The organism is Pantoea dispersa, from assembly GCF_014155765.1.
Classification (GTDB): domain Bacteria; phylum Pseudomonadota; class Gammaproteobacteria; order Enterobacterales; family Enterobacteriaceae; genus Pantoea; species Pantoea dispersa.
On record NZ_SCKT01000009.1, the window covers coordinates 156180 to 180239 of the forward strand.

Sequence of the window (24060 nt, forward strand, 5' to 3'; positions counted from 1 at the left end):
CCCTCACCCTAACCCTCTCCCATGGGGAGAGGGGACTTGCTGGTACCCCGGTGGGAGAAAGCCGCTGTGGTTTTCTCCCTCTCGCTGTGGCAGAGGACCGCTGTGGTTTTCTCCCTCTCCCCGTGGCAGAGGGCTGCTCTGGTTTTCTCCCTCTCCCTGTGGCAGAGGTCAGCTCTGGTTTTCTCCCTCTCCCCGTGGCAGAGGGCCGCTGTGGTTTTCTCCCTCTCCCTGTGGCAAAGGTCAGCTCTGGTTTTCTCCCTGTCCCCGTGGCAGAGGGCCGCTGTGGTTTTCTTCCTCTCCCTGTGGCAGAGGTCAGCTCTGGTTTTCTCCCTCTCCCCGTGGGAGAGGGCCGGGGTGAGGGCATCAGCGCGCACCCAACCTAAGACTTCACCACGCCATCCAGCCACGCCTGGAACCGCGCATAAGGCACATACAGCGCCACATCTTTAAACAACGTTTTGCCGCTCTTATTATCATCAATCCGACTGCTATAGCCGACAATCACCCCGGCCAGCGTGTCGTCGCTGGCGTTATATACCGCGCCGCCGGACATGCCTTTCACCACGCCGGCATTGGCCGCCACCACTACGCAGCTGGCCTTATTCCAGTCATTGCTCAGCGTCGTATTGATCAGGTTTTTGCCGCTTGATGCCACCGGCAGCGCGGAGATAAAGCTATACCCATACAGATTTACGTTGTCGCCGATATGGCTGTTGCGGAACTGCGGGGGCAGGTTGGCTTCCTTATTCGCATGATAAACCACGGCGATATCGCACTCCGGATGCCACGCCTTCACCCGATACAGCGAATATTTGGCCACGTGCGCCGCCGTCAGGCTGTATTCGCGCGTCAGGGGGATAGTGGTGCCCAGCGCACCCATGCCGAGCACGGTGGGGATGCCGGTGACGGTCATATCGACGCGCCTGGCCGCTTCTGAGCTGTATTCATAGTGCCCGACCGAGCAGCCGCTTAATCCGCCGATCGCCAGCGCGATGATCCATCGCATAACTCTGTCCCCCTGTTGTGTTGACGCCGCATTACCGGGCAATCCATTGGGGTATCGGCAATGTGCGACCATCCTTTACTGCCTGATTTAACGCCAGAAAGCGCCGTCGCTGTGACAGCGATCACAACCTGTTATCAAGCGTAGTCTGTTATCGCCGTCCTGTCTCAGTGATGCATAAGCGACACTTTTTAGCGCCGGGATTATTGCCGCGCAGGCAAAATAGCCTTGCTGCCGCCCGGGTGGTTGAGAGTCAGAGGCTGTGCTTTAATAGCAGACTGTGACGCAGTTCAAAAATAAACATCCCCGCACTGTCGGAGGGATACGCGTCTGTCTTAACCGTACGGCGTTCGTCGTGCGGCCCGCCTGCAAAATTATTTTGGGAGAGTGTGTTATGCCTGTTGCATTACTGGCGCTGGCGCTGAGTGCGTTCGCCATCGGCACCACGGAGTTCGTCATCATGGGGTTACTGCCGGAAGTGGCGGGTGACCTGCAGGTGTCGATTCCTTCTGCGGGCTGGCTGATCAGCGGCTATGCGCTGGGCGTGGCCATCGGCGCGCCAATCATGGCGCTGCTGACCGCGAAGCTGCCGCGTAAACGTACCCTGATTCTGCTGATGATCATCTTCATCATCGGCAACGTACTCTGTGCGCTGGCTTATACCTATAACCTGTTGATGCTGGCGCGCGTTATTACCGCGTTGTGTCACGGTGCGTTCTTCGGCATCGGTTCAGTGGTGGCGGCCAGCCTGGTGGCACCGAGCCGTCAGGCGTCGGCGGTGGCGCTGATGTTTACCGGTCTGACGCTGGCCAACGTACTGGGCGTGCCGCTCGGCACCTGGTTTGGTCAGCTGTTTGGCTGGCGCGCCACCTTCTGGGGCGTGGCGATTATTGGCATCCTCGCGTTCATCGCGCTGATCGTCAGCCTGCCGACCAACAAAGATGAAAAACCGGTGCACCTGGCGAGCGAAATCAGCGCGCTGGCCAACGGCAAACTGTGGCTGTCACTGCTGATGACGGTGTGTTTTGCCGCCGCGATGTTTGCGCTGTTCAGCTACATTGCGCCGCTGCTGCTGCAGGTGACCGGCATCAGCGATCGCGGCGTCAGCTGGACGCTGTTCCTGATTGGCGCGGGTCTGACGGTCGGTAACATTGTTGGCGGCAAACTGGCGGACTGGAAAGTGTCGTTCAGCCTGATCCTCAGCTTTTCGCTGATCGCCGTGTTCTCGCTGCTGTTCAGCTGGACCAGCCATGCGCTGTGGCTGGCAGAAATTACCCTGTTCCTGTGGGCGATGGCGACCTTCGCCACCGTGCCGGGTCTGCAAATCAACGTGGTGCGCCACGGCAAAGACGCGCCGAACCTGGTGTCGACGCTCAACATCTCGGCCTTTAACGTCGGTAACGCACTCGGTGCGTGGGTAGGTGGCGCCGTGATCGACAAAGGCTATGGCCTGACGGCGGTGCCGGTCGCGGCGGCAGCGCTGGCGGCAGCGGGATTAGTGGTTTGTCTGCTGACCTTCCGCAAATCGGGCGGTCAGCGCGAGACGGTGCGCGCTTAAGCCAGCCGCTGGGCGATGCGCTGCGGAAAGGTGGCCACCTGCTGCTGCAGGTGGTCGCAAAAGTGATCGACCAGCGCCGATGCCGGTCGATGCTGTGGCCGCACCAGGCTGACCGTGAACGGCACAGCAATACTGAAGCGGCGCATCACCACACCGCTGTCGGCGTAATCCAGCGCCGTCAGCGGATTAACAATCGAAATACCCACCCCGGCTCGCACCATCGCACACACCGATGCGGCGCTGTGCGTCTCCAGCACCAGCCGCCGCTCCACCTGTTGCTCATGGAACAGCGCATCCAGCAACTGACGATAGCTATCGCTGCGCGACAGGCTGACATAGTTTTCACCGTGAAAATCCTGCGGCGTCAGCACCGCCCGCTGACACAGCGGATGCTGCGGCGGCAGCACGCACACTTCATCACAGGTCAGCAGTGCCAGGCGTTCAGTCCCGGCGGGTGCATGCTGGGTTTCGGTCAGACCGAGATCGTAGCGCTGCGCCGACAGCCACTCCTCCAGCAGCGGTGACTCCTGCGGAATAATATTCAGGCTCACCTGCGGATAGCGCTGTAAAAACGGCTGCAGCAATGGCGGCAACAGCGACTGGGAAAACACCGGCAGGCAGGCGATGGACAGCTCGCCCTGGCGGAAATTGCGCAGCCCTTCGGCGGCATCCATGATGCGATCCAGACCGTACCACGAGCGCTGCACCTCTTCGTACAGCCGCAGCCCCTGCACGGTGGGCTGCAGGCGGCCGCGCACCCGCTCAAACAGCTGTAAGCCCAGCTGCTGTTCCAGCCGCGCCAGTTCGCGGCTCACCGTTGGCTGCGAGGTGTGCAGCAGCGTGGCAGCCTGGGTCAGATTGCCGCTGGTCATCACCGCGTGAAAGATTTCGATATGCCGCCAGTTAATTTTTGCCATCGTCGCCTCCATGTCATCCATATCATATTTGCATAGCTGATGCTTAAACAGATATTTTTCTGCATCACTGTGCTGTGGCTAAATGACAGCAACGACTCAGGAGAATGCTCATGCCACGTCCACTTAATGATTCCCAGACGGCGCTTAACGCCACAAATCTGCTGCCGCTGGCGCAGCGCTACAGCGGCCCGTTCTGGGCTTACGATGCCGAAATCATTCAGCAGCGTATTGCGCAGCTCAGCGCGTTTGACGTGGTGCGCTTTGCGCAAAAGGCCTGCTCAAATATTCATATTCTGCGGCTGATGCGCGCTGCCGGCGTCAAGGTCGATTCGGTCTCGCTCGGCGAGATCGAACGTGCGCTGGCCGCCGGTTTTCAGCCGGGCGGCGAGGATATTGTGTTCACCGCCGATGTGCTGGACTCACCGACGCTGGCGCGCATCGCCGAGCTGAAGGTGCCGGTGAATGCCGGCTCCGTGGATATGCTGCATCAGCTCGGCGCGGTTTCGCCGGGTCACAGCGTCTGGCTGCGTATTAATCCAGGCTTTGGCCACGGTCACAGCCAGAAAACCAATACCGGCGGCGAAAACAGTAAGCACGGCATCTGGCACAGCGATCTGCCGCTGGCGCTGGCGGCGATTCAGCAACATGGCCTGCAGCTGATAGGTTTACATATGCACATTGGCTCCGGCGTCGATTATGGCCATCTGCAGCAGGTGTGCGACGCGATGGTCGATCAGGTAGTGGCCTTTGGTCAGGACCTGCAGGCCATCTCGGCGGGCGGCGGGCTGTCGATTCCTTACCGCTTTGGTGAGGAGGCGATTGATACGCAGCACTATTACGGCCTGTGGAACGGCGCGCGTGAGCGTATCGCGGCGCACCTCGGCCATGCGGTGAAGCTGGAGATTGAGCCAGGCCGTTTCCTGGTGGCGGAGTCGGGCGTGCTGGTGTCGCAGGTGCGGGCGGTGAAGCAGATGGGCAGCCGTCACTTTGTGCTGGTGGATGCCGGTTTCAGCGATCTGATGCGTCCGTCGATGTACGGCAGCTATCACCATATTTCGCTGCTGCCTGCCGATGGCAGCGCGCCGGGTGAGGCGAATGTGGAGAGCGTGGTGGCCGGGCCGCTGTGTGAGTCGGGAGATGTGTTTACTCAGCTGGAAGGGGGCAAAGTGGAAACCCGCGCGCTGCCGGCGGCACAGGTCGGCGATTATCTGGTGTTCCATGATACCGGCGCTTACGGCGCATCAATGTCCTCCAACTACAACAGCCGTCCGCTGATCCCGGAAGTGCTGTTTGAGCAGGGCGTGCCGCGTGAGATTCGCCGTGCGCAGACCATTCAGGAACTGCTGGCGCTGGAGCTGAACTGATGCGCATCGTGCCGCTCAGCAGCGTGCCGCATCACGCCAGCCAGATCACCGACTGGCTATGGCAGGCGTTTGGTGACGGCACCTCGCGCGCGTTTTACGACAGCATTGTACGCAGTAGCCTGAACGGTGCCGCGTTTCCGGTGACCTTTGTCGCGCTGGACGACGATGACGTGCCGCACGGCACGGTAGGGTTCTGGCGCTGTGATTTGATTAGCCGTCAGGATCTCTATCCGTGGGTTGCCGCGCTGTATGTGGATGAAGCGGCGCGCGGGCAGGGGCTGAGCGCCGCCCTGCAGCAGCACGTGCTGGATTATGCCCGCCAGCGCGGCTATGCAACGGTGTGGCTGTGGTCAACGTTTGGTGGCTACTACGAGCGATTCGGCTGGAAGTATCAGTGTGATGCGCTGGAGTTTCCTGAGGTCCAGGTGAAGGTGTATTCGCAGGATTTATAGTGGGTTGGGTGCGCGCTGGCCCTCACCCCAACCCCCTCCCGCAAGCGGGCGAGGGGGCTGACCGCGCTCTCTGGAACGTCCCCTTTCCGCAAGGGCTGACCGCGCGCGCTGGCCCTCACCCCAACCCTCTCCCGCAAGCGGGAGAGGGGGCTGACCGCGCTCTCCTTGCCGCGCGCTCTGGAACGTTCCCTCTCCCTCAGGGAGAGGGTTAGGGTGAGGGAAAGCCCGCACTCGTTTAACCTGGTCCACCCACCGAATGCCGCCTGACCAGCGTCGGGCTAAACATATTGGTCACCTCCGGCAGCGCGGTGCCGTTGGCCAGCGCCAGCGCCAGCTGCGCGGCCTGCTGCGCCATGGTCACAATCGGATAGCGCACCGTGGTCAGGCGCGGACGCACGTAGCGCGACACCAGCACATCATCAAAGCCAATCAGCGACATCTCTTCGGGCACGCGAATGCCGTTATCGCTCAGCACCGCCAGCGCACCGGCGGCCATCGAATCGTTGTAGCACGCCACCGCGCTCACCTGCTTGCCGCGTCCGAGCAGTTCCGTCATTGCCTGCTCGCCACCGACCTCATCCGGTTCTCCCCACGCCACCAGCCGGTCGTTGCACGGCAGACCGTGCTCCTTCAGCGCATCGTAGTAGCCCTGCAGCCGATCTTCGGCGTCAGAAATGGTGTGCGTCGAGCAGATAAAGGCGATCTGCGTATGACCCTGCTGAATCAGGTGGCGCGTGGCCAGCCAGGCGCCGTAGCGGTCATCCAGCGCAATGCAGCGCGACTCAAACCCCTGCAGCAGCCGGTTCAGCAGCACCATGCCCGGCACCTGCTTCATCAGCAGCTCTAAATCGTCATCGGGAATTTTCTTGGCGTGCACCACCAGCGCGGCGCAGCGATGGCGCATCAGCTGTTCAATCGCCTGACGCTCTTTCTGCTCATTATGGTAACCGTTACCAATCAGCAGAAAGTTGCCGGTTTGCCCGGCGACTTCATCGACCGCTTTCACCATCGCGCCAAAAAACGGGTCTGACACATCGCCTACCACCAGCCCGAGCGTTTCGGTGGATTGCTGCGCCAGCGCGCGGGCATTGGCGTTCGGGTGATACTGCAGCTGTTCCATGGCCTGGGTAACGGCGAGGCGCGAACTCTCGCTGGCTTTGGGCGAATTATTGATGACGCGGGACACGGTCGCGACCGACACCCCCGCCATGCGGGCAACATCCTTAATAGTAGCCATGCAATGGTCGACATCCGGGAAAACGTTTACACATGCTCTCAGTGTTACGGAAAAGCCCGGCAGCCGCAACCCGCCAGAATGTCAGCGCTGTCGCAAAAGTGCGGAAAATCAGACGCTCACGGTGAGGCTTTAGCCCGGTAACGGCACCGTGCTATGCTGCCAGCCTGAATCACACCTGCCTGCCGGACCCATAACCATGAAAACTCGTGTGCCGCACCTTGCGCACTGGGGCGCGTTTACCGCCGTCACCGAAAATCAGCGCCTGATTGCCTGCGAACCTTTCTTCGCCGATGCCGATCCTTCCGCGATGATCCACACTCTCCCTGAACTGGTGTACTCGGATAAACGCATCCATCAGCCGATGGTGCGCCGTTCGTGGCTGAAGTCGCGTGAAAACAGCGATCGCACGCTGCGCGGCCGGGAAGATTTTGTCGCCGTGGACTGGGACACCGCGCTCGATCTGGTGGCGGAAGAGAACCGCCGGGTGCGCGACCGCTACGGTGCTTCCGGCATTTTCAACGGTTCGTACGGCTGGTCATCAGCCGGTCGCGTTAACCACGCGCGCACCCTGATTCGTCGCTTCTATTTCCAGGGCGGCGGTGGCGTTGATCAGCAGGGTAACTACAGCTGGGGCGCGGCACAGTTCTTTCTGCCGTACGTGATTGGCACTTATATGCCGCTCACCGGCCGCGTCACCGACTGGCCGCAGGTGGTGGAGCATGCAGAAATTTTCGTCGCCTTTGGCGGCCTGGCGCTGAAAAATGCGCAGGTGGCCTCCGGCGGTGCCGGCGAGCACAGCCTGAAACCGGCGCTGCAGCAGCTGAGCGCCAAAGGCACGCCGATCATTAACATCAGCCCGATGCGCGATGACTGCCCGGCATTCGTTAACGCCGAGTGGATTCCGATTCGCCCGAACACTGACGTGGCGCTGATGCTGGCGCTCGGCTATGAAATTACCCGCCGGAACGCTATCGATGAGGCTTTCCTCGCCAGCCACTGCACCGGCTGGCCGCAACTGCGTGCCTATCTGCTGGGCGAAAGCGACGGCGTGGCAAAAACGCCCGCGTGGGCCAGTGCGATAACCGGCATCCCGGCGGCGCGTATCGCACTGCTGGCGCAGCAGCTGGCGGGCAAACGCAGCTTTATCACTTGTGCTTATGCGGTGCAGCGCGCCCATCGCGGCGAGCAGCCGTACTGGATGATGATTGCGCTCTCGTCGATGCTGGGCCAGCCGGGACTGCCGGGCGGCGGCTTCTCTTTTGGTCATGGCTCGATGAACAGCGTCGGCAATCCGCGCCAGGAAGGCCCGGCGCCGCTGATGAGCACCGGCCCGAATCCGGCGAACCTGTCGATCCCGGTGGCGCGCATCAGCGACATGCTGCTCAATCCCGGCCAGCCGTATGCGTTTCAGGGCGAGACGCTGCACTATCCCGACATTCACCTGGTGCACTGGGCAGGCGGCAATCCGTTCCACCATCACCAGCAGCTCAACCGGCTGGTCGAGGGCTGGCAGCGCCCGGATACGGTCATCGTGCAGGATATCGTCTGGACGCCCGCGGCGCAGATGGCGGACATCGTGCTGCCGGCCACCACCACGCTGGAGCGCAACGACATTGGCGGCTCGTCGCGTGACCGCTTCGTGCTGGCGATGCACCAGGCGATTAAACCGCAGCATCAGGCGCGTAACGACTTTGATATTTTTGCCGATCTGGCCGATCGCCTCGGCTACCGCGAGCGCTTTACCGAAGGACGCAACGAGATGCAGTGGATTGAGCATCTTTACCAGCAGTGCGCGCAGGCGCATGCGCAGCTGGACATCGCGTTCCCGGAGTTCGAGGCATTCTGGCAGCGCGGTTTTGTTGAGATTCCGCAGGGCGGCAAGCCGTACGTGTTTATGGATGATTTCCGCGCCGATCCGCAGGCGCATCCGATTCACACCGCCAGCGGCAAAATTGAGCTGTTTTGCCAGACCATCGCCGATTACCAGCTGGCGGATTTCGCCGGGCATCCGGAGTGGCGCGCGCCGCAGGAGTGGCTTGGCGCAGCGCTCAGCGCGCAGTTCCCGCTGCACATGATTTCGGTGCAGCCTGCGGATCGCCTGCACAGCCAGCTGGATGCCACCGCCACGGTGCAGGCCGGCAAAACTGCCGGTCACGAAACGCTGTATATGCACGTTGACGACGCCGCCGCGCGCGGTATCAGCGACGGCGATGAGATTGAAGTGAGCAACGCGCGTGGCCGTATGCTGGCTGGTGTCCGCCTGACGGACGGCCTGACGCCCGGCGTGGTGATCATCGCCACCGGTGCCTGGTTCGATCCCGGTTTTGGCAAAGCGTGGCAGCCGTGGGACCGCGCCGGCAACCCTAACGTGCTGACGCTCGACATCGGGACCTCGTCGTTAACTCAGGGACCAAACGCCATGAGCTGCCTGGTGGAAATCAAAAAACACGCTAGTTGCACAATCGGCTAACAATCTCACCGCTGGTTACATTTTGCCGGTAACTGTTGCGTTTGAGTGATAGTTTCTGCGCTGAGCAACTTGCTACAGTCAGGGTCCCAGAGGTATTGATGGGTGAACATCAACAGTTTTCTTGATTACACCGACCTGCGCAGATGCGCAGGTTTTTTTTGCCTGCGATCTGCCGGTGTGATGCGTCCCGTTGCGGTGACCTCAATCGGGCATAAACGAACTGATACATTGTTTTCCTGTCAACTCGCTTTACCTTTCTTTATAACTGCAGCTAACCCCTTTGGATTCATCTTTTATCGCAGCGGATCGCCATGCCCCCGATTAAAAAATTTCTGGGAAAAGACCAGATTAAAGCCCCGTTTAACCCGTTTCGTTTTCGTCTGATTTGTCTGGGCGTATTAGGCTGCATGGGCCTGCTGCTGGCGCGCGTCGGCGATCTGCAGCTGATCAATCATCCGATGCTGGAGCACGAGGCCGACCAGCGCTCGCTGCGGACCGTGACGCTGCCGACCAACCGTGGCACGCTGCTCGACCGCGACGGCCAGGCGCTGGCGCTCAGCGTGCCATCACGCGATATCATCGCCGATCCGCTGCGCGTGCTGGAGGCCAATCCCGATTTCACCAGCGCCAAATGGAGCTATCTGGCGGCGGCGCTGAATTTGCGACCGGACGAGTTGCGCGCGCAGATCACCGCCAATCCGAAAAAGCGCTTCCTCTATCTCGGGCGCAAAATCGAGCTGGGCATTGCCAAAGATATTGCTGAGCTGCATCTGAAAGGCATCAGTTCGGTGTATGACGACAGCCGTTTTTATCCGATGAGTGAAGCCGCGGCGCCGCTGATTGGCATCGTCGGGGCGGACAATAACGGGCTTAACGGGCTGGAGAAGGGCTTTGACCGGGTACTGCAGGGCGAGCCGGGTAAAGAGGTGTATCGCCAGGACGGGGACGGCAACATTATTGCGATGATCGATTACGAGCCGCCGAAGCAGCCGCCGACGGTGCAGCTCAGCATCGATAAGTTTGACCAGTTTACGCTGTACAGCAAGCTGCGCGACGGCGTGCTGCTCAACAAGGCCGATTCGGGCGCGGCGGTGCTGGTGAAGATCGACACCGGCGAGATCCTCGCTATGGCGTCTTATCCTTCGTTCAACCCCAACAATTATGACAACGCCACGCCGGCGCAAATGCGCAATACCGCCATCAACGACAGCTACGAGCCCGGTTCGACGGTGAAACCGCTGGTGGTGATGGAAGGGCTGCAGCGTCATCTGGTGCGCCCCGATTCGGTGATCGACACCACGCCCTACAGCGTCAACGGCCACCTGATTCGCGATGTTGGCCACTGGCCACGCCTGACCATGACCGGCATTTTGCAGAAATCCAGCGACATCGGCGTGTCGCACATCGCGCTGGCAATGCCGGCGGAAGCGCTGGTGAACACCTATCAGGCGTTTGGTCTCGGCAAGCCGACCGGGCTGGGGCTGACCGGTGAGAGCGTGGGTTACTTCCCGCTGCATCGCCAGCGCTGGGCGGACATCGAGCGCGCCACCTTTTCGTTCGGCTACGGTCTGCGCGTAACGCCGCTGCAGATTGCGCGTGAGTACGCCACGCTCGGTTCGTATGGCGTCTATCGCCCGCTGTCGATCACCAAAGTGACGCCACCGGTGCTGGGCAGGCAGGTGGCGGATCCACAGATCGTGCAAACCGTGGTGCACATGCTGGAGAGTGACGTGCTGCCGGGCGGTACCGGGGTGAAAGCAGCGGTTCCGGGCTACCGGCTGGCGACCAAAACCGGTACCGCGGAGAAGATGGGCAGCAGCGGCAAATATGACGGCGGCTACGTTAACTACACCGCCGGCATCGCGCCGGCCAGCCATCCGGAAGTGGCGCTGGTGGTGATGATTAACCATCCTACCGCCGGCGATCACTTTGGCGGATCGGTGGCTGCGCCGGTATTTGGCAACATCATGGGGCCGGTGCTGAAACACATGAACGTGGCACCCGACGCGATTTACAGTAAACCGGCATCAGATAAATCTTAACGAAATCAGGATGTAAACGCGCAGTCGAGCTTTTCACACCTCGTTGCATTTCGCCGAACTCCGTTGCGATTTGCGGCTGTTATCCGCGCCGCCATTGCGCGACGATAAAGGTCCCAGAGGTATTGATTGGTGTGAAGATCGGCTGCTGTGGCAGCGATACCCTTGTGGTATTCACCCTGTTCGGTTGCACCGACCCACGCGGATGCGTGGGTTTTTTTTGCCTGTAAGTTGTCCTCCTCTCCCGTTTATAGCGCCTGCGCGCGCCATCACCGGCCGCTGCCGGGCGCGGTTTAAATCCTGCATCTCTTAACGAAACGCTTACGGTTTGCGTATAGAAAACGTTCTGGCGATCCGCCGATAATGCGCGTCGTGATGATTTTCGCTGAAATAATCCCCTGCTTACCGGGGGTTTTACCCACACTTTTGCTGATCTGAAGACGCTGATGACTATCCATGCTCCCCGTTCTGGTTTCTCCCGCTGGCTGAAATGGCTGCTTGTGTTGCTGGTGCTGCTGATCGCGGCAGGCGTGATCTGGCGTGTGGCAGGCGGCAAGCGGGGCGCAGTACCCGGCGACCTGCCGCCAGGCGGTCATCGCGGCGCGGCGCAGATGAGCGGCCCGGCAACGCTGGTGCACAGCGGCGTTGCCGCGACGGCCGACGTGCCGGTGTACCTGAATGCGCTCGGCACGGTGATCCCCAACGCCAGCGTCACCGTCACCAGCCGCGTGGCCGGGCAGCTGCAGCAGGTGTTCTTTACTGAAGGGCAGAAAGTCAGCGCCGGTCAGCTGCTGGCGCAGATCGATCCGCGCAGTTATCAGGCGACGCTGGCGCAGTATCAGGGCGATCTCAGCCAGAACCAGGCGCTGCTGCACAGTGCGCAACTGACGCTGGCACGCTACAAAAAGCTGGCAGCGCAGGACTCGCTGTCGCGCCAGGATCTGGATAGCCAGATTGCTACCGTCGGCCAGTATCAGGGCGCGGTGGCGGCGGATCAGGCGCAAATCGCCAGCGCAAAACTGGATATTGAGTATGCCCGCATCACCTCGCCGATCAGCGGCCGCGTAGGTCTGCGGCTGGTCGATCCGGGCAATATGGTGCAGACCAGCGACACCACCGGCATTGTGGTGGTGACGCAAATGCAGCCTGCCGCCGTGACGTTCAGCGTGCCGCAAAGTTACATCGCGCAGCTGACGCGCGCACTGCGCAACGGCCAGAGCCTGCCCGCGACGGCCTTCGATCAGGACAACAGCACCATACTGGCGCAGGGTGAGGTGAAGTACATCAGCAATCAGATCGATACCAGCACCGGCACCATCGAACTGAAAGCCAGCTTTCCTAACCAGGACGAAGCGCTGTTTGCCAACCAGTTCGTTAATCTGCGTTTGCAAACCGGCACGCTGAAAAACGCGACGGTGATTCCGGCGCAGGCGCTGCAGCTGAGCAGCGACGGGAGCTTTGTGTTTATTATCAACAAAGATAATAGCGTGACGCGCAAAGCGGTCACCGCCGGACCGGCACTGGGGGAAGATCGTCAGGCGATCCTGCAGGGCGTGGCGCCAGGCGATCGTCTGGTGACCGAGGGGATCGATCGTCTGACTAACGGCAGCAAAGTCCAGCTGGCTGACGACAGCAAAAGTACCCAGCCATGAATCCGTCTCGTCTGTTTATCCTGCGCCCGGTGGCGACGATTCTGCTGATGGTCGGCGTGCTGATCGCCGGTCTGTTCGCTTATCGCTTTCTCTCCACCTCGGCGCTGCCGCAGGTGGATTATCCGACCATTCAGGTTACCACCCTTTATCCTGGCGCCAGCCCGGACGTGATGGCCTCGTCCGTGACCTCGCCGCTGGAGCGTCAGCTCGGTCAGATGGCCGGTCTTAGCCAGATGACGTCTGCCAGCTCGGGCGGATCATCGATTATCACCCTGAAGTTCAGCCTCGATCTGTCGCTCGACGTCGCCGAACAGGAAGTCCAGGCGGCAATCAACGCGGCGAATAATCTGCTACCGGACGATCTGCCCAATCCGCCGACGTATAAAAAGGTCAATCCGGCCGACAGTGCGGTGATCACGCTGGCCGCCAGTTCCGACACGCTGCCGCTGACTGAAGTGCAGGATCTGGTGAACACGCGCGTGGCGCTGAAGCTGTCGCAAATCAACGGTGTGGGGATGGTGACCCTGGCGGGCGGCAATCAGCCGGCGATTCGCGTGCAGATGGATCCAAAAGCGCTGGCGGCGCACAAGCTGTCGCTGGAAGACGTCAATACGCTGATCGCCAACAGCAACGTCAACGGTTCGAAAGGCGGCTTCGACGGCAAATATCACTCGGTGACCATCGACGCCAACGACCAGCTGCGCACCGCGGCCGAATACGGCAATCTGATTCTCACCTGGCAGAACGGTGCGGCGCTGCGGCTGAAAGATATCGCCCATATCGAACAGGGGCCGGAGAATCGCTTTCAGTCGGCATGGGCCAATAACCGTCCGGCGATTGTCATCAGCGTGCAGCGCCAGCCCGGCGCCAACGTCATTCAGGTGGTGGATAGCATTAAAAAGCAGCTGCCCGTACTGCAGGCGGCGCTGCCGGATGGTGTGAAAATGCGCGTGCTTGCCGATCGCACGCAGACCATCCGCGCCTCGATCAGCGACGTACAGTTTGAACTGATGCTGTCGATCGCACTGGTGGTGATGGTGACCTTCCTGTTTCTGCGCAACGTGGCGGCGACGCTGATTCCCAGCGTGGCAGTACCGCTGTCGCTGATTGGCACCTTTGGCGTGATGTATCTCGCCGATTTCAGCCTCAACAACCTGTCGCTGATGGCGCTGACCATCGCTACCGGATTTGTCATTGATGACGCGATTGTGGTGGTGGAGAACATTTCGCGCCGGCTGGAGCAGGGCGAAACGCCGATGCAGGCGGCGCTGAAAGGCTCGCAGCAGATTGGCTTCACCATCATTTCCCTCACGTTTTCCCTGATTGCGGTCCTGATTCCGCTGCTGTTTATGGGGGATGTGGTCGGACGGCTGTTCCGCGAATTCGCCATCACCCTGGCCGTCTCGATTCTGGTGTCGATGGTGGTGTCGCTGACGCTGACGCCGATGCTGTGTGCCTGGCTGTTAAGGCATATTCCGGAGTCGCAACAGTCACGCTTTGCGCGCAAAGGCGGCGAGCTGTTTGACAAACTGGTACGCGGCTATGACCGCCTGCTCAGCGTGGTGCTCAACCATCAGAAGCTGACGCTGCTGGTGGCGCTGGCAACCTTTGCACTCACCGCGCTGCTGTATCTGGCCATCCCGAAAGGGTTCTTTCCCACGCAGGATACCGGGCTGATTCAGGGGGTGACCGTGGCGTCGCAGGATGTCTCCTTCACGGCGATGGCGCAGCGTCAGCAGGCGCTGGCAACGGTGATCCTGCAAAATCCGGCGGTCGAGAGTGTGTCCTCAACCATTGGTATCGACGGCAATAACACCAGCCTCAATAGCGGGCGCCTGCAGATCAACCTGAAAGCGTTTGACCAGCGCGACGTCAAAGCCGATGAGGTGATTGCGCAGCTACAGCAGGCGGCGCGCCAGGTCGCCGGCATTCAGCTTTATCTGCAGCCAGCACAGGACCTGACGGTCAACGATCAGGTGACGCCGAGCCAGTACCAGTTCACCCTTGATGATGCCGACAGCGAAAACCTGGTGCGCTGGACGCCGCAGCTGATAGCTGCGCTGCAGCAGCGCCCGGAGTTTAATGGCGTGGTCAGCAACCTGCAGGATCAGGGGCGCGTGGCCTATGTGGAGCTGAATCGCGATCAAGCGGCGCGCTACGGCATCACGGCAGCTGACGTCGATACCGCGCTGTACAACAGCTTTGGTCAGCGGCTGGTTTCCACCATTTTTACCCAGGCGAACCAGTATCGCGTGGTGCTGGAAGTGGCGCCGCAGTATCAGCAGTCGCCGGCGTCATTTGATGACGTTTATCTGCCGGTGAGCAGCAGTGCATCAACCAGCAGCGACAGCGACAGTGAGACCACCACCACTGGCATGGTGAAACTCACCGCCATCGCCACCGTGCATGCGCGGACCGGGGCGCTGATGCACATGCGCCTGAATCAGTTCCCGGCGGTGATGGTGTCGTTCAATCTTAACCCCGGTTATTCGCTGGAGGAGGGGCAGCGGGCGATTGCGCAGGTCACGCAGCAGCTTAAACTGCCCGCCAGCATAACGCTGCGTTATCAGGGTGAAACCGCGGCGTTTCAGAGTGCCACCGGAAACACGCTGTGGCTGATTCTGGCGGCGCTGATCACCATGTACGTGGTGCTGGGCATTCTGTATGAAAGCTTTATTCATCCGGTGACCATTCTCTCCACGCTGCCGTCGGCGGCGGTCGGGGCGCTGCTGACGCTGATGCTGGCTGGCAGCGAATTCAGCCTGATCGCGCTAATTGGTGTCATTCTGCTGATTGGCATCGTTAAAAAGAACGCCATTATGATGATCGACTTCGCGCTGGAGGCGCAGCATAAGCAGCATATGACGCCGCGCGAAGCGATCCATCAGGCCTGCCTGCTGCGCTTCCGGCCGATTCTGATGACCACCATGGCGGCGCTGCTCGGGGCGCTGCCGCTGATGCTGGCCTCCGGCTCCGGTGCCGAACTGCGTCAGCCGCTCGGGCTGGTGATTGTCGGTGGCCTGCTGGTGAGCCAGGTGCTGACGCTGTTCTCCACCCCGGTGATCTATCTGTGGTTTGATGGGCTGGCGCAGCGCGGTAAGCGCTACGTGCAGCGCCGGCAGCAGCAGGCGCGGGGCGAGCCATGAACATCACCCGGCTGTTTATCTTTCGCCCGGTTGCCACGCTGCTGCTGACGCTGGCGATCCTGCTGCTCGGGGCGCTGGGCTACCGGCTGCTGCCCGTCGCGCCGCTGCCGCAGGTGGATTTTCCTACCATTATGGTCAGCGCCAGCCTGGCCGGCGCCAGCCCGGAAACCATGGCGGCCACGGTGGCGACACCGCTGGAGCGTTCGCTCGGCCAGATTGCCGGTGTGACGGAGATGACGTCGACCAGCTCGCAGGGCTCGACCAGCGTGATTCTGCAGTTTGAATTAGACCGCGATATCAATGGCGCGGCGCGCGACGTGCAGGCGGCGATAAACGCGGCGCGCAGCCTGTTACCGAGTGCTATGGAGTCGCTGCCGACCTATCGCAAAGCGAATCCCTCGGACGCGCCGATTGTGATGCTGGCGCTTACCTCCGCCACGCGCACGCCGGGTGAACTGTATGACCTCGCCGAAAGCAAAATTGAACAGGCGATGGGCCAGGTCAGGGGCGTGGGCGAGGTGTCGCTGATGGGCAGCGCGCTGCCGGCGGTCCGCATCGATCTGCAGCCGCAACAGCTGACGCACTATGGCATTGCGCTGGATACGGTGCGCAGCGCCGTCGCCAGCAGCACCAGCAATCTGCCGAAAGGCATGCTGCAGGGCAGCAGCCAGTCCTGGATGGTGGACGGCAACGGCCAGCTGGACAAAGCAGCACAGTACCGCGACCTGATAGTCAGCTACCAGGCGGGTAAGGCGGTACGACTGCATGACGTCGCCACGGTGTATGACTCGGTGGAGGATCAGTATCAGGCCGGCTTTCTCAATTCACAGCCGTCGGTGATGATCGCCATCAAGCGTCAGGCCGGCGCTAACATGCTCGACACCATTGATGCCATCAAAGCGCAGCTGCCACAGCTGGAGAAAGATCTGCCTGCCGATACCCAGCTCAAAGTGGTGGTAGACCGTTCGCCAACGGTGCGCGCCTCCCTGTATGACACCGAAGAGACGCTGCTGGTGGCAATGCTGCTGGTGATTGCCGTGGTATTTGTCTTCCTGCGTAATTTGCAGGCGGTGGTGATTCCGGCGCTGGCGCTGCCGGTGTCGTTAATCGGCACCTGCGCGGTGATGTATCTGCTCGGCTACAGTCTCGATAACCTGTCGCTGATGGCGCTGATCATCGCCACGGGCTTTGTCGTTGATGACGCCATCGTGGTGCTGGAAAATATCACCCGGCATATCGAAGCCGGTCTGAGTCCGCTGCGTGCCGCCCTGCGCGGTGCCCATGAGGTGAGCTTTACGGTGCTGTCGATGACGGTGTCGCTGGTGGCGGTGTTTATCCCGATTCTGCTAATGGGCAGTATTGTTGGCCGCCTGTTCCGCGAATTTGCGGTGACGCTGACGGTCTCGCTGCTGATCTCCATGTTTGTCTCGCTCAGCCTGACCCCGATGCTGTGCGCCCGGCTGCTGCGGCCGAAGCCGCAGGTCACCCGGCGGCCGCATCCGCTCTATCAGCTGATCGAAAATGCGCTCAACGCGCTGCTGGCCGCCTACGCGCGTGGCCTGGCGTGGGTGATGGCGCACCAGAGGATCACCCTGCTGAGTTTGCTGCTCACCGTGCTGCTCAATCTGTTTCTGTTTAGCGTGGTGCAAAAGGGCTTTTTCCCCAATCAGGACACCGGCCTGCTGATGGGCGCCCTGCGCGCTGACCAGAACATCTCCTTCCAGGCGATGAAGCCAAAGATGCTGGCGTTCACCAAAATCATTGAGGCCGATCCGGCGGTAGACAGCGTGATGTCGTCAATGGGCAGCGGCATGTTTGGCTCGCGCAATAGCGCCAACTTTTTTGTCCGGCTGAAAGATTTTGACCAGCGCAGCGCCAGTGCCACCGAAGTGGCTAACCGGCTGAGCCTGAAAACCCGCCATATTGCCGGGGCGCAGCTGTTCCTGATGGCCGCGCAGGATCTGCACATCGGCGGGCGCAGCGCCAACGCCACTTATCAGTACAGCCTGCAGGCTGACGATCTCGACCTGCTGCGCCGCTGGACGCCGAAAGTCCAGGCGGCGCTGGCCGCGATACCGCAACTCAACAGCGTGGATTCCGATGCGCAAACTGGCGGACAGGAGGTGGTGATCAATATCGATCGCGACCGCGCCATGCGGCTGGGCGTTAACGTGCAGATGCTGGACACGCTGCTGAACAATGCCTTTAGCCAGCGACAGATTGCCACGCTCTATCACACGCTCAATCAGTACCATGTGGTGATGGCCCTGCAGGACAGCGACACGCGCGATCCGGCCATGCTGCAACAACTGTATGTGATTAACGACAGCGGCGATCGCGTGCCGCTGGCGGCCTTTGCCCGCTTCAGCGGCGGCAACGCGCCGCTGTCGGTTGCGCATCAGGGCCAGTCAGCAACCAGCACCATCGCCTTCAACCTCAACGACGGCGTGTCGCTGGAGCAGGCGCAGACGCTGATTAAGCAAGCGATGGCACAGCTGGGGTTGCCCTCCAGCATTCAGGCGGGCTTTACCGGCACCGCCGCGGCGTTCTCTCAGCTCACCGCCACTATGCCGTGGCTGATCATCGCGGCGCTGGCGGCGGTGTATATCGTGCTGGGCGTGCTGTATGAGAGTTACATTCACCCGCTGACCATTCTCTCCACGCTGCCGTCGGCAGGTGTCGGAGCGCTGCTGCTGTTGCTGCTGACCAATACGCAGCTGACGGTGATTGCGCTGATCGGCATCATTTTGCTGATCGGTATCGTCAAGAAAAACGCCATCATGATGATCGATTTTGCCCTGCACGCCGAGCGCAGCCAGGGGCTGTCGCCGCAGCAGGCGATTACGCAGGCGTGCCTGATGCGCTTTCGACCGATCATGATGACCACGCTGGCCGCCTTCTTCGGCGCTCTGCCGCTGGCGCTGGGCAGCGGTGGCGACGCTGATTTACGCAGTCCGCTGGGGATTGCGATTGCCGGCGGTCTGGCCCTGAGCCAGCTGCTGACCCTGTTCACCACGCCAGTGGTCTATCTCTGGCTGGATCGTCTCAGCCGCGCCACCCAGCGTCAGTGGCGGCGCGTGCGTCATGTGGAATCCTGATTGATGAAAATGATGAACATTGGCGCGCTGACGGCGGCGCTACTGGTTGCTGGCTGTAGCGTTGGCCCCGATTATCAGCGTCCGGCGATGGCGCTGCCGACGCACTATAAAGAGGCCAAAGGCTGGACGCAGGCCACGCCGCAGGACGCCAGTCGCAAAGGGGAGTGGTGGACGGTGTATCACGATGCCACCTTGTCCAGCCTGCTGCGCCAGGTGAGCATCTCTAACCAGAACGTCGCCAGTTATGCGGCGCAGTATCGCGAAGCCCAGGCGCTGAGCGCGCAGTCGCGCGCGGCGCTGTTTCCCTCACTCGACTACGATGTCAGCAGCACGCGCAGCGGCAGCCGTGCCAGCACCAGCGGTCAGCGCAGCGTCAGCAACAGCCACAGCGCTACGCTGAATGCCAGCTGGGAGCTGGATCTGTGGGGCAAACTGCGCCGCACCCAGGAAGAAGATAAGGCCAGCGCGCAGGCCAGCCAGGCTGAACTGGCCAATGTCACGCTGAGCGCCCAGTCAGAACTGGCGCAGGACTATTTTCAGCTGCGCATCATCGAAGAAAAGATCGCGCTCTATCAGCGCAGCATTGAAGCTTATCAGCGCTATCTCAGCGTGATCGACAACAAGTACCGCGCCGGTAGCGAATCCCGCGCCACCCTGGCGCAGGCGCAGATGCAGCTGGAGAGCGCCCGCGCTTCGGCGCAGGATTATCAGTGGCAGCGCGCGCAACTGGAGCACGCGGTGGCGCTGCTGCTGGGGCGGGCGCCAGCCGACTTTACGTTGCCGGTGGCGAAGCTGGATGCCACGCTGCCGTCCATTCCACAGAGCCTGCCTTCGGCGCTGCTGCAGCGCCGTCCGGACATCGCCTATGCCGAACGTAACGTGGCGGCCGCCAACGCGGCGGTCGGAGTGGCGGTTGCCGGTTATTATCCCGACCTGACGCTCAGCGCCAGCGGTGGCGTGACCGCCTCAGCGATCCACAGTTTATTGTCGCTGCCGAATCGCGCCTGGTCGCTGGGGCCGGAGCTCAGCGGTACGCTGCTCGATTTTGGCGCGACCTCGGCGAAAGTGGCGCAGGCGCGTGCCGCCTATGATGCCAGCGTGGCCACCTATCGCCAGACGGTGCTGAGCGCGCTGGGAGAAGTGGAAGATAACCTGGTGGAACTGAATACCCTGCAGGGGGAAATCGCCGCGCAGCAGCGCGCCGCCGTGGCAGCACAGGCGTCAGCACGCGTAACGCGCAACCAGTATGACGCCGGCATGATTGATTACCTTGATGTCGCTACCACGGAAAACAGCAGCCTGAGCGAGCAGCAGAGCCTGCTGTCGTTGCAGAGCAGCCAGTGGGTGAGCAGCGTGGCGCTGATCGCCGCGCTGGGCGGCGGCTGGCAGGGCGAATCACCCTGAATTCATCACGATAAATCACTGCGCTACTTGTCGAACATCCCCGGATCCTGCAAGGTAAGAACCATTTTTACCGCTGCTAAGGAGCTGGCATGCTATTTACCGTTCTGCGTTTCCTCTGTCGCCTGTTATGGCGCGTTGAGCTGCGTGGCGATCTGACTGCCCTGCACAAAGAAAAAGTGCTGATCACGCCAAACCATATGTCGTTTCTCGATGGCGTGCTGCTGGCGCTGTTTCTGCCCATCAAACCGGTGTTCGCCGTCTATTCCTCGATCAGCGAACAGTGGTATATGCGCCTGCTCAGGCCGGTCATCGACTTCGTGCCGCTCGACCCCACCAAACCGATGTCGATCAAACATCTGGTGCGCATGATCAACGAAGGGCGTCCGGTGGTGATCTTTCCGGAAGGGCGCATTACCGTCACCGGCTCATTGATGAAAATCTACAGCGGCGCTGGCTTCGTCGCTGCGAAATCCGCCGCCACCGTGGTGCCGATGCGCATTGAAGGCGCAGAGTACACCCCGTTTGGCCGCCTGGCCGGGGTGTTTAAACGCCGCCTGTTCCCGCGCATTACTCTGACGGTGCTGCCGGCCACGGTAATTCCCATGCCGGAAGCGAAACGCGCGCGCGACCGCCGCGTGCTGGCCGGTGAGCATTTACATCATGTGATGATGGAAGCGCGCATGGCCGTGCGCCCGCGCGAAACGCTGTTCGACGCTTTTCTCAATGCACGCACCCGTTACGGGCTGAGCAAACCCTGCATCGAAGACATCAACTTTAAGCCGGACAGCTACACCGGGCTGCTGAAAAAAGCGCTCGGCGTCGGACGCATTCTGGAGCGCTACAGCCAGCAGGGCGAATTCGTTGGCCTGCTGCTGCCGAACGCTACGGTGACCGCGGCAGCGATTCTCGGGGCTTCACTGCGCGGTCGCGTGCCGGCCATGCTCAACTACACCGCCGGCATCAACGGCATGCGCGCGGCGCTGACCGCCTCGCAGGTGAAAACCGTGTTTACCTCGCGCCAGTTCCTGGAGAAAGGCAACCTGTGGCACCTGCCGCAGGGGCTGACGGAGGTGCAGTGGATCTATCTGGAGGATCTGAAGGATACCGTCACGCTGCAGGACAAACTGTGGATCCTCGCGCACCTGCTGCTGCCACGCCGGGCACAGGTTGCCCAGCAGCCAGAAGACGCGGCAATGGTGCTGTTTACCTCCGGCTCGGAAGGCAATCCCAAAGGCGTGGTGCACTCGCATAAAAGCCTGCTGGCGAACGTGGAGCAGATTCGCACCGTGGCGGATTTCACCCCGCGCGACCGCTTTATGTCGGCGCTGCCGCTGTTCCACGCCTTCGGCCTCACCGTCGGGCTGTTCACGCCGCTGCTGACCGGCGCGCAGGTATTCCTCTATCCCAGCCCGCTGCACTATCGCATCGTGCCGGAGCTGGTATACGACCGTAACTGCACCGTGCTGTTTGGCACCTCGACCTTCCTCGGCAACTATGCGCGCTTTGCCAGCCCGTACGATTTCGCCCGGCTGCGCTACGTCGTCGCCGGTGCCGAGAAGCTGCAGGAAGGCACGCGCCAGATCTACATGGAGAAGTACGGCATTCGCATCCTCGAAGGTTACGGCGTGACCGAATGTGCACCGGTGGTGGCAATCAACGTACCAATGGCCGCCAAATCGCATACCGTAGGCCGTATTCTGCCGGGCATGGATTCACGTCTGATTGCGGTACCCGGTATTGAGCAGGGCGGACGGCTGCAGCTGCGCGGTCCGAACGTCATGAACGGCTACCTGCGGGTGGAAAACCCCGGCGTGCTGGAGCCACCGGTGGCGGATAACGGCGAAGGCGAACAGGAAGCCGGCTGGTACGATACCGGGGATATTGTCAGCTTTGACGAGGGCGGTTTCTGTCAGATTCAGGGGCGCGCTAAACGCTTCGCCAAAATCGCCGGAGAGATGGTGTCGCTGGAGAGCGTGGAGCAGATTGCCCTGAAAGCCTCGGCGGAGAAACAGCACGCGGCGTCGCTGCGGCCTGATGGCCAGCGTGGTGAAGCGCTGGTGCTGTTTACCACTGACAGTGAACTCAGCCGCGAGCGGCTGCAGCAGGCCGCGCGTGAGTTGGGGGCGCCAGAGCTGGCCGTGCCGCGCGACATTCGCTACATGAAACAGCTGCCGATGCTGGGCAGCGGTAAACCTGACTACGTCAGCCTGAAACAGCTGGCAGAAGAGGAGCGGGCATGAGTCAGTCGGTGAATCCGGACGCCCCGTTGCTGTCGCGCAGTATGCTGGCGGTGATCGTGGCACAGTTTTTCTCTGCCTTTGGCGACAACGCGCTGCTGTTCGCCACGCTGGCGCTGCTGAAAAGTCAGTTCTATCCGGACTGGAGCCAGCCGATCCTGCAGATGCTGTTTGTGGCCACTTACATTCTGCTCGCGCCGTTTGTCGGACAGATGGCCGACAGCTTTGCCAAAGGGCGGGTGATGATGTTTGCCAACAGCCTTAAGCTGCTCGGTGCGCTGGTGATCTGCTTCGGCTTTAATCCGTTTCTCGGCTACACGCTGGTAGGGGTCGGCGCGGCGGCGTATTCGCCGGCGAAATACGGCATCCTGACGGAGATCACCAGCGGCGCGCGGCTGGTGAAAGCCAACGGGCTGATGGAGTCGTCGACTATCGCGGCGATTCTGCTCGGCTCGGTGGCAGGCGGCGTGCTCGCCGACTGGCATCTGCTGGCGGCGCTGGTGGTGTGTGCGCTCACTTACGCACTGGCGGTGGTGGCGAACCTGTTCATTCCGCGTCTGCAGCCAGCGCGCCCCGGCCAGAGCTGGCACGCTGGCGTGATGCTGCGCAGCTTTATCGCCTCGGCACAGCTGCTGTGGCGTAACGGTGAAACGCGTTTCTCGCTGCTCGGCACCAGCCTATTCTGGGGTGCCGGCGTCACGCTGCGCTTCCTGCTGGTGCTGTGGGTGCCGGTGGCGCTCGGCATCACGGACAACAAGACGCCGACCACGCTGAATGCCATGGTGGCGATCGGTATCGTGATCGGCGCGGCCGCGGCGGCAAAACTGGTCACGCTGCAAACGGTGCGGCGCTGCATGCCAGCCGGCGTGCTGATTGGCGTGATGGTGGTGCTGTTCTCGCTGCAGCATAGCCTGCTGAATGCGTATCTGCTGCTGATGCTGATTGGTGCGCTCGGCGGCTTCTTTGTGGTGCCGCTCAACGCGCTGTTGCAGGAGCGCGGCAAAGATACCGTGGGTTCTGGCAACGCGATTGCGGTGCAAAACCTGGGTGAGAACAGCGCGATGCTGCTGATGCTGGGGCTGTATACCGTGGCGATTAAGCTGGGTGCGCCGGCGGTCGCGACGGGCGTGGGCTTCGGCGCGCTGTTCGCCATGGCGATTGCCGTGCTGTGGTGGAGAAAGCGTCGCTGAGCGGTGCAGAAAGGGACCAGGTCGCCATGAATGGCGACCCTACCCTGGCCGGGCGCGTACGCCAAAACCACAGCAGGTACGCGAGGGTAACAAACCCTGTAGGGTGCGCGTTAAGGCGCACCAAAACCACAGCAGGTACGCGAGGGTAACGAACCCTGAAGGGTGCGCGTTAACGCGCACCAAAACCGCAGCAGGTACGCGAAGGTCACAAACCCTGTAGGGTGCGCGTTAAGGTACAAACCGGCCACATGGGTAACACTTTAGACCGGGCACATGGGTAACAGTTATAAACG

Annotated in this window: 15 protein-coding genes; 11 read left to right on the forward strand and 4 right to left on the reverse strand. The window is 61.4% G+C overall.

All coding sequences use genetic code 11. The annotated features are described in order from the left end of the window. Positions 1 to 8: 8 nt before the first annotated feature. Together H7K56_RS20350 and H7K56_RS20355 are read right to left on the reverse strand one after the other, a co-directional pair. Entirely contained in the window at positions 9 to 407 is a 399-nt protein-coding gene (locus H7K56_RS20350; RefSeq protein WP_150361135.1) for a hypothetical protein, read from the reverse strand. Continuing rightward, positions 380 to 1006, reverse strand: a complete 627-nt coding sequence (locus tag H7K56_RS20355) for a hypothetical protein (RefSeq protein WP_021506683.1) — start codon at positions 1004 to 1006, stop codon at positions 380 to 382. The genes H7K56_RS20350 and H7K56_RS20355 overlap by 28 nt, the downstream gene beginning before the upstream one ends. Positions 1007 to 1397: 391 nt before the next feature. Here H7K56_RS20355 and H7K56_RS20360 point away from each other — a divergent pair, with 391 nt between their 5' ends. Further along, complete coding sequence (locus tag H7K56_RS20360; protein WP_021506684.1) at positions 1398 to 2561, forward strand: MFS transporter; 1164 nt, start codon at positions 1398 to 1400, stop codon at positions 2559 to 2561. Here the strand turns inward: H7K56_RS20360 and H7K56_RS20365 are convergent. Next, positions 2558 to 3478 carry a LysR family transcriptional regulator gene (locus H7K56_RS20365; RefSeq protein ID WP_021506685.1) on the reverse strand — a complete coding sequence of 307 codons (921 nt, stop codon included), beginning with the start codon at positions 3476 to 3478 and terminating at the stop codon, positions 2558 to 2560. The genes H7K56_RS20360 and H7K56_RS20365 overlap by 4 nt on opposite strands. A gap of 110 nt (positions 3479 to 3588) precedes the next feature. On the opposite strand from H7K56_RS20365, the gene lysA reads away from it, so the two are divergent. Beyond that, positions 3589 to 4842 (forward strand): diaminopimelate decarboxylase, encoded by a 1254-nt coding sequence (gene lysA / locus H7K56_RS20370; RefSeq protein ID WP_150361134.1) that lies wholly within the window; start codon positions 3589 to 3591, stop codon positions 4840 to 4842. After that, positions 4842 to 5294 carry a GNAT family N-acetyltransferase gene (locus H7K56_RS20375; protein ID WP_150361133.1) on the forward strand — a complete coding sequence of 151 codons (453 nt, stop codon included), beginning with the start codon at positions 4842 to 4844 and terminating at the stop codon, positions 5292 to 5294. Before lysA ends, H7K56_RS20375 begins: the two co-directional genes overlap by 1 nt. 235 nt (positions 5295 to 5529) lie before the next feature. On the opposite strand, the gene galR is transcribed toward H7K56_RS20375, so the two are convergent. Next, positions 5530 to 6531 carry an HTH-type transcriptional regulator GalR gene (galR, locus tag H7K56_RS20380; RefSeq protein WP_031279486.1) on the reverse strand — a complete coding sequence of 334 codons (1002 nt, stop codon included), beginning with the start codon at positions 6529 to 6531 and terminating at the stop codon, positions 5530 to 5532. Positions 6532 to 6727: 196 nt separating this feature from the next. On the opposite strand from galR, the gene H7K56_RS20385 reads away from it, so the two are divergent. From H7K56_RS20385 to lplT, 8 genes are all read left to right on the forward strand, one after another. After that, positions 6728 to 9001 (forward strand): molybdopterin-dependent oxidoreductase, encoded by a 2274-nt coding sequence (locus H7K56_RS20385; protein WP_150361132.1) that lies wholly within the window; start codon positions 6728 to 6730, stop codon positions 8999 to 9001. A 311-nt stretch (positions 9002 to 9312) separates the two neighbouring features. Continuing rightward, on the forward strand, positions 9313 to 11043 hold the full coding sequence (locus H7K56_RS20390; protein WP_021506690.1) for a penicillin-binding transpeptidase domain-containing protein: 1731 nt from the start codon (positions 9313 to 9315) through the stop codon (positions 11041 to 11043). Between the two features lie 443 nt (positions 11044 to 11486). Then, positions 11487 to 12692, forward strand: coding sequence for an MdtA/MuxA family multidrug efflux RND transporter periplasmic adaptor subunit (locus H7K56_RS20395; protein WP_182689048.1), 1206 nt, complete (start codon positions 11487 to 11489; stop codon positions 12690 to 12692). Then, on the forward strand, positions 12689 to 15838 hold the full coding sequence (locus H7K56_RS20400; protein WP_150361100.1) for a multidrug efflux RND transporter permease subunit: 3150 nt from the start codon (positions 12689 to 12691) through the stop codon (positions 15836 to 15838). The genes H7K56_RS20395 and H7K56_RS20400 overlap by 4 nt, the downstream gene beginning before the upstream one ends. Continuing rightward, positions 15835 to 18936: an efflux RND transporter permease subunit gene (locus H7K56_RS20405; RefSeq protein WP_150361101.1), complete on the forward strand. Its 3102-nt coding sequence runs from the start codon at positions 15835 to 15837 to the stop codon at positions 18934 to 18936. Before H7K56_RS20400 ends, H7K56_RS20405 begins: the two co-directional genes overlap by 4 nt. Positions 18937 to 18948: 12 nt before the next feature. Beyond that, positions 18949 to 20340, forward strand: coding sequence for an efflux transporter outer membrane subunit (locus H7K56_RS20410; protein ID WP_375140421.1), 1392 nt, complete (start codon positions 18949 to 18951; stop codon positions 20338 to 20340). Positions 20341 to 20429: 89 nt separating this feature from the next. Continuing rightward, positions 20430 to 22580, forward strand: coding sequence for a bifunctional acyl-ACP--phospholipid O-acyltransferase/long-chain-fatty-acid--ACP ligase (gene aas / locus H7K56_RS20415; RefSeq protein WP_150361103.1), 2151 nt, complete (start codon positions 20430 to 20432; stop codon positions 22578 to 22580). Beyond that, positions 22577 to 23767, forward strand: coding sequence for a lysophospholipid transporter LplT (gene lplT, locus H7K56_RS20420; protein ID WP_150361104.1), 1191 nt, complete (start codon positions 22577 to 22579; stop codon positions 23765 to 23767). The genes aas and lplT overlap by 4 nt, the downstream gene beginning before the upstream one ends. Positions 23768 to 24060: the final 293 nt, after the last annotated feature.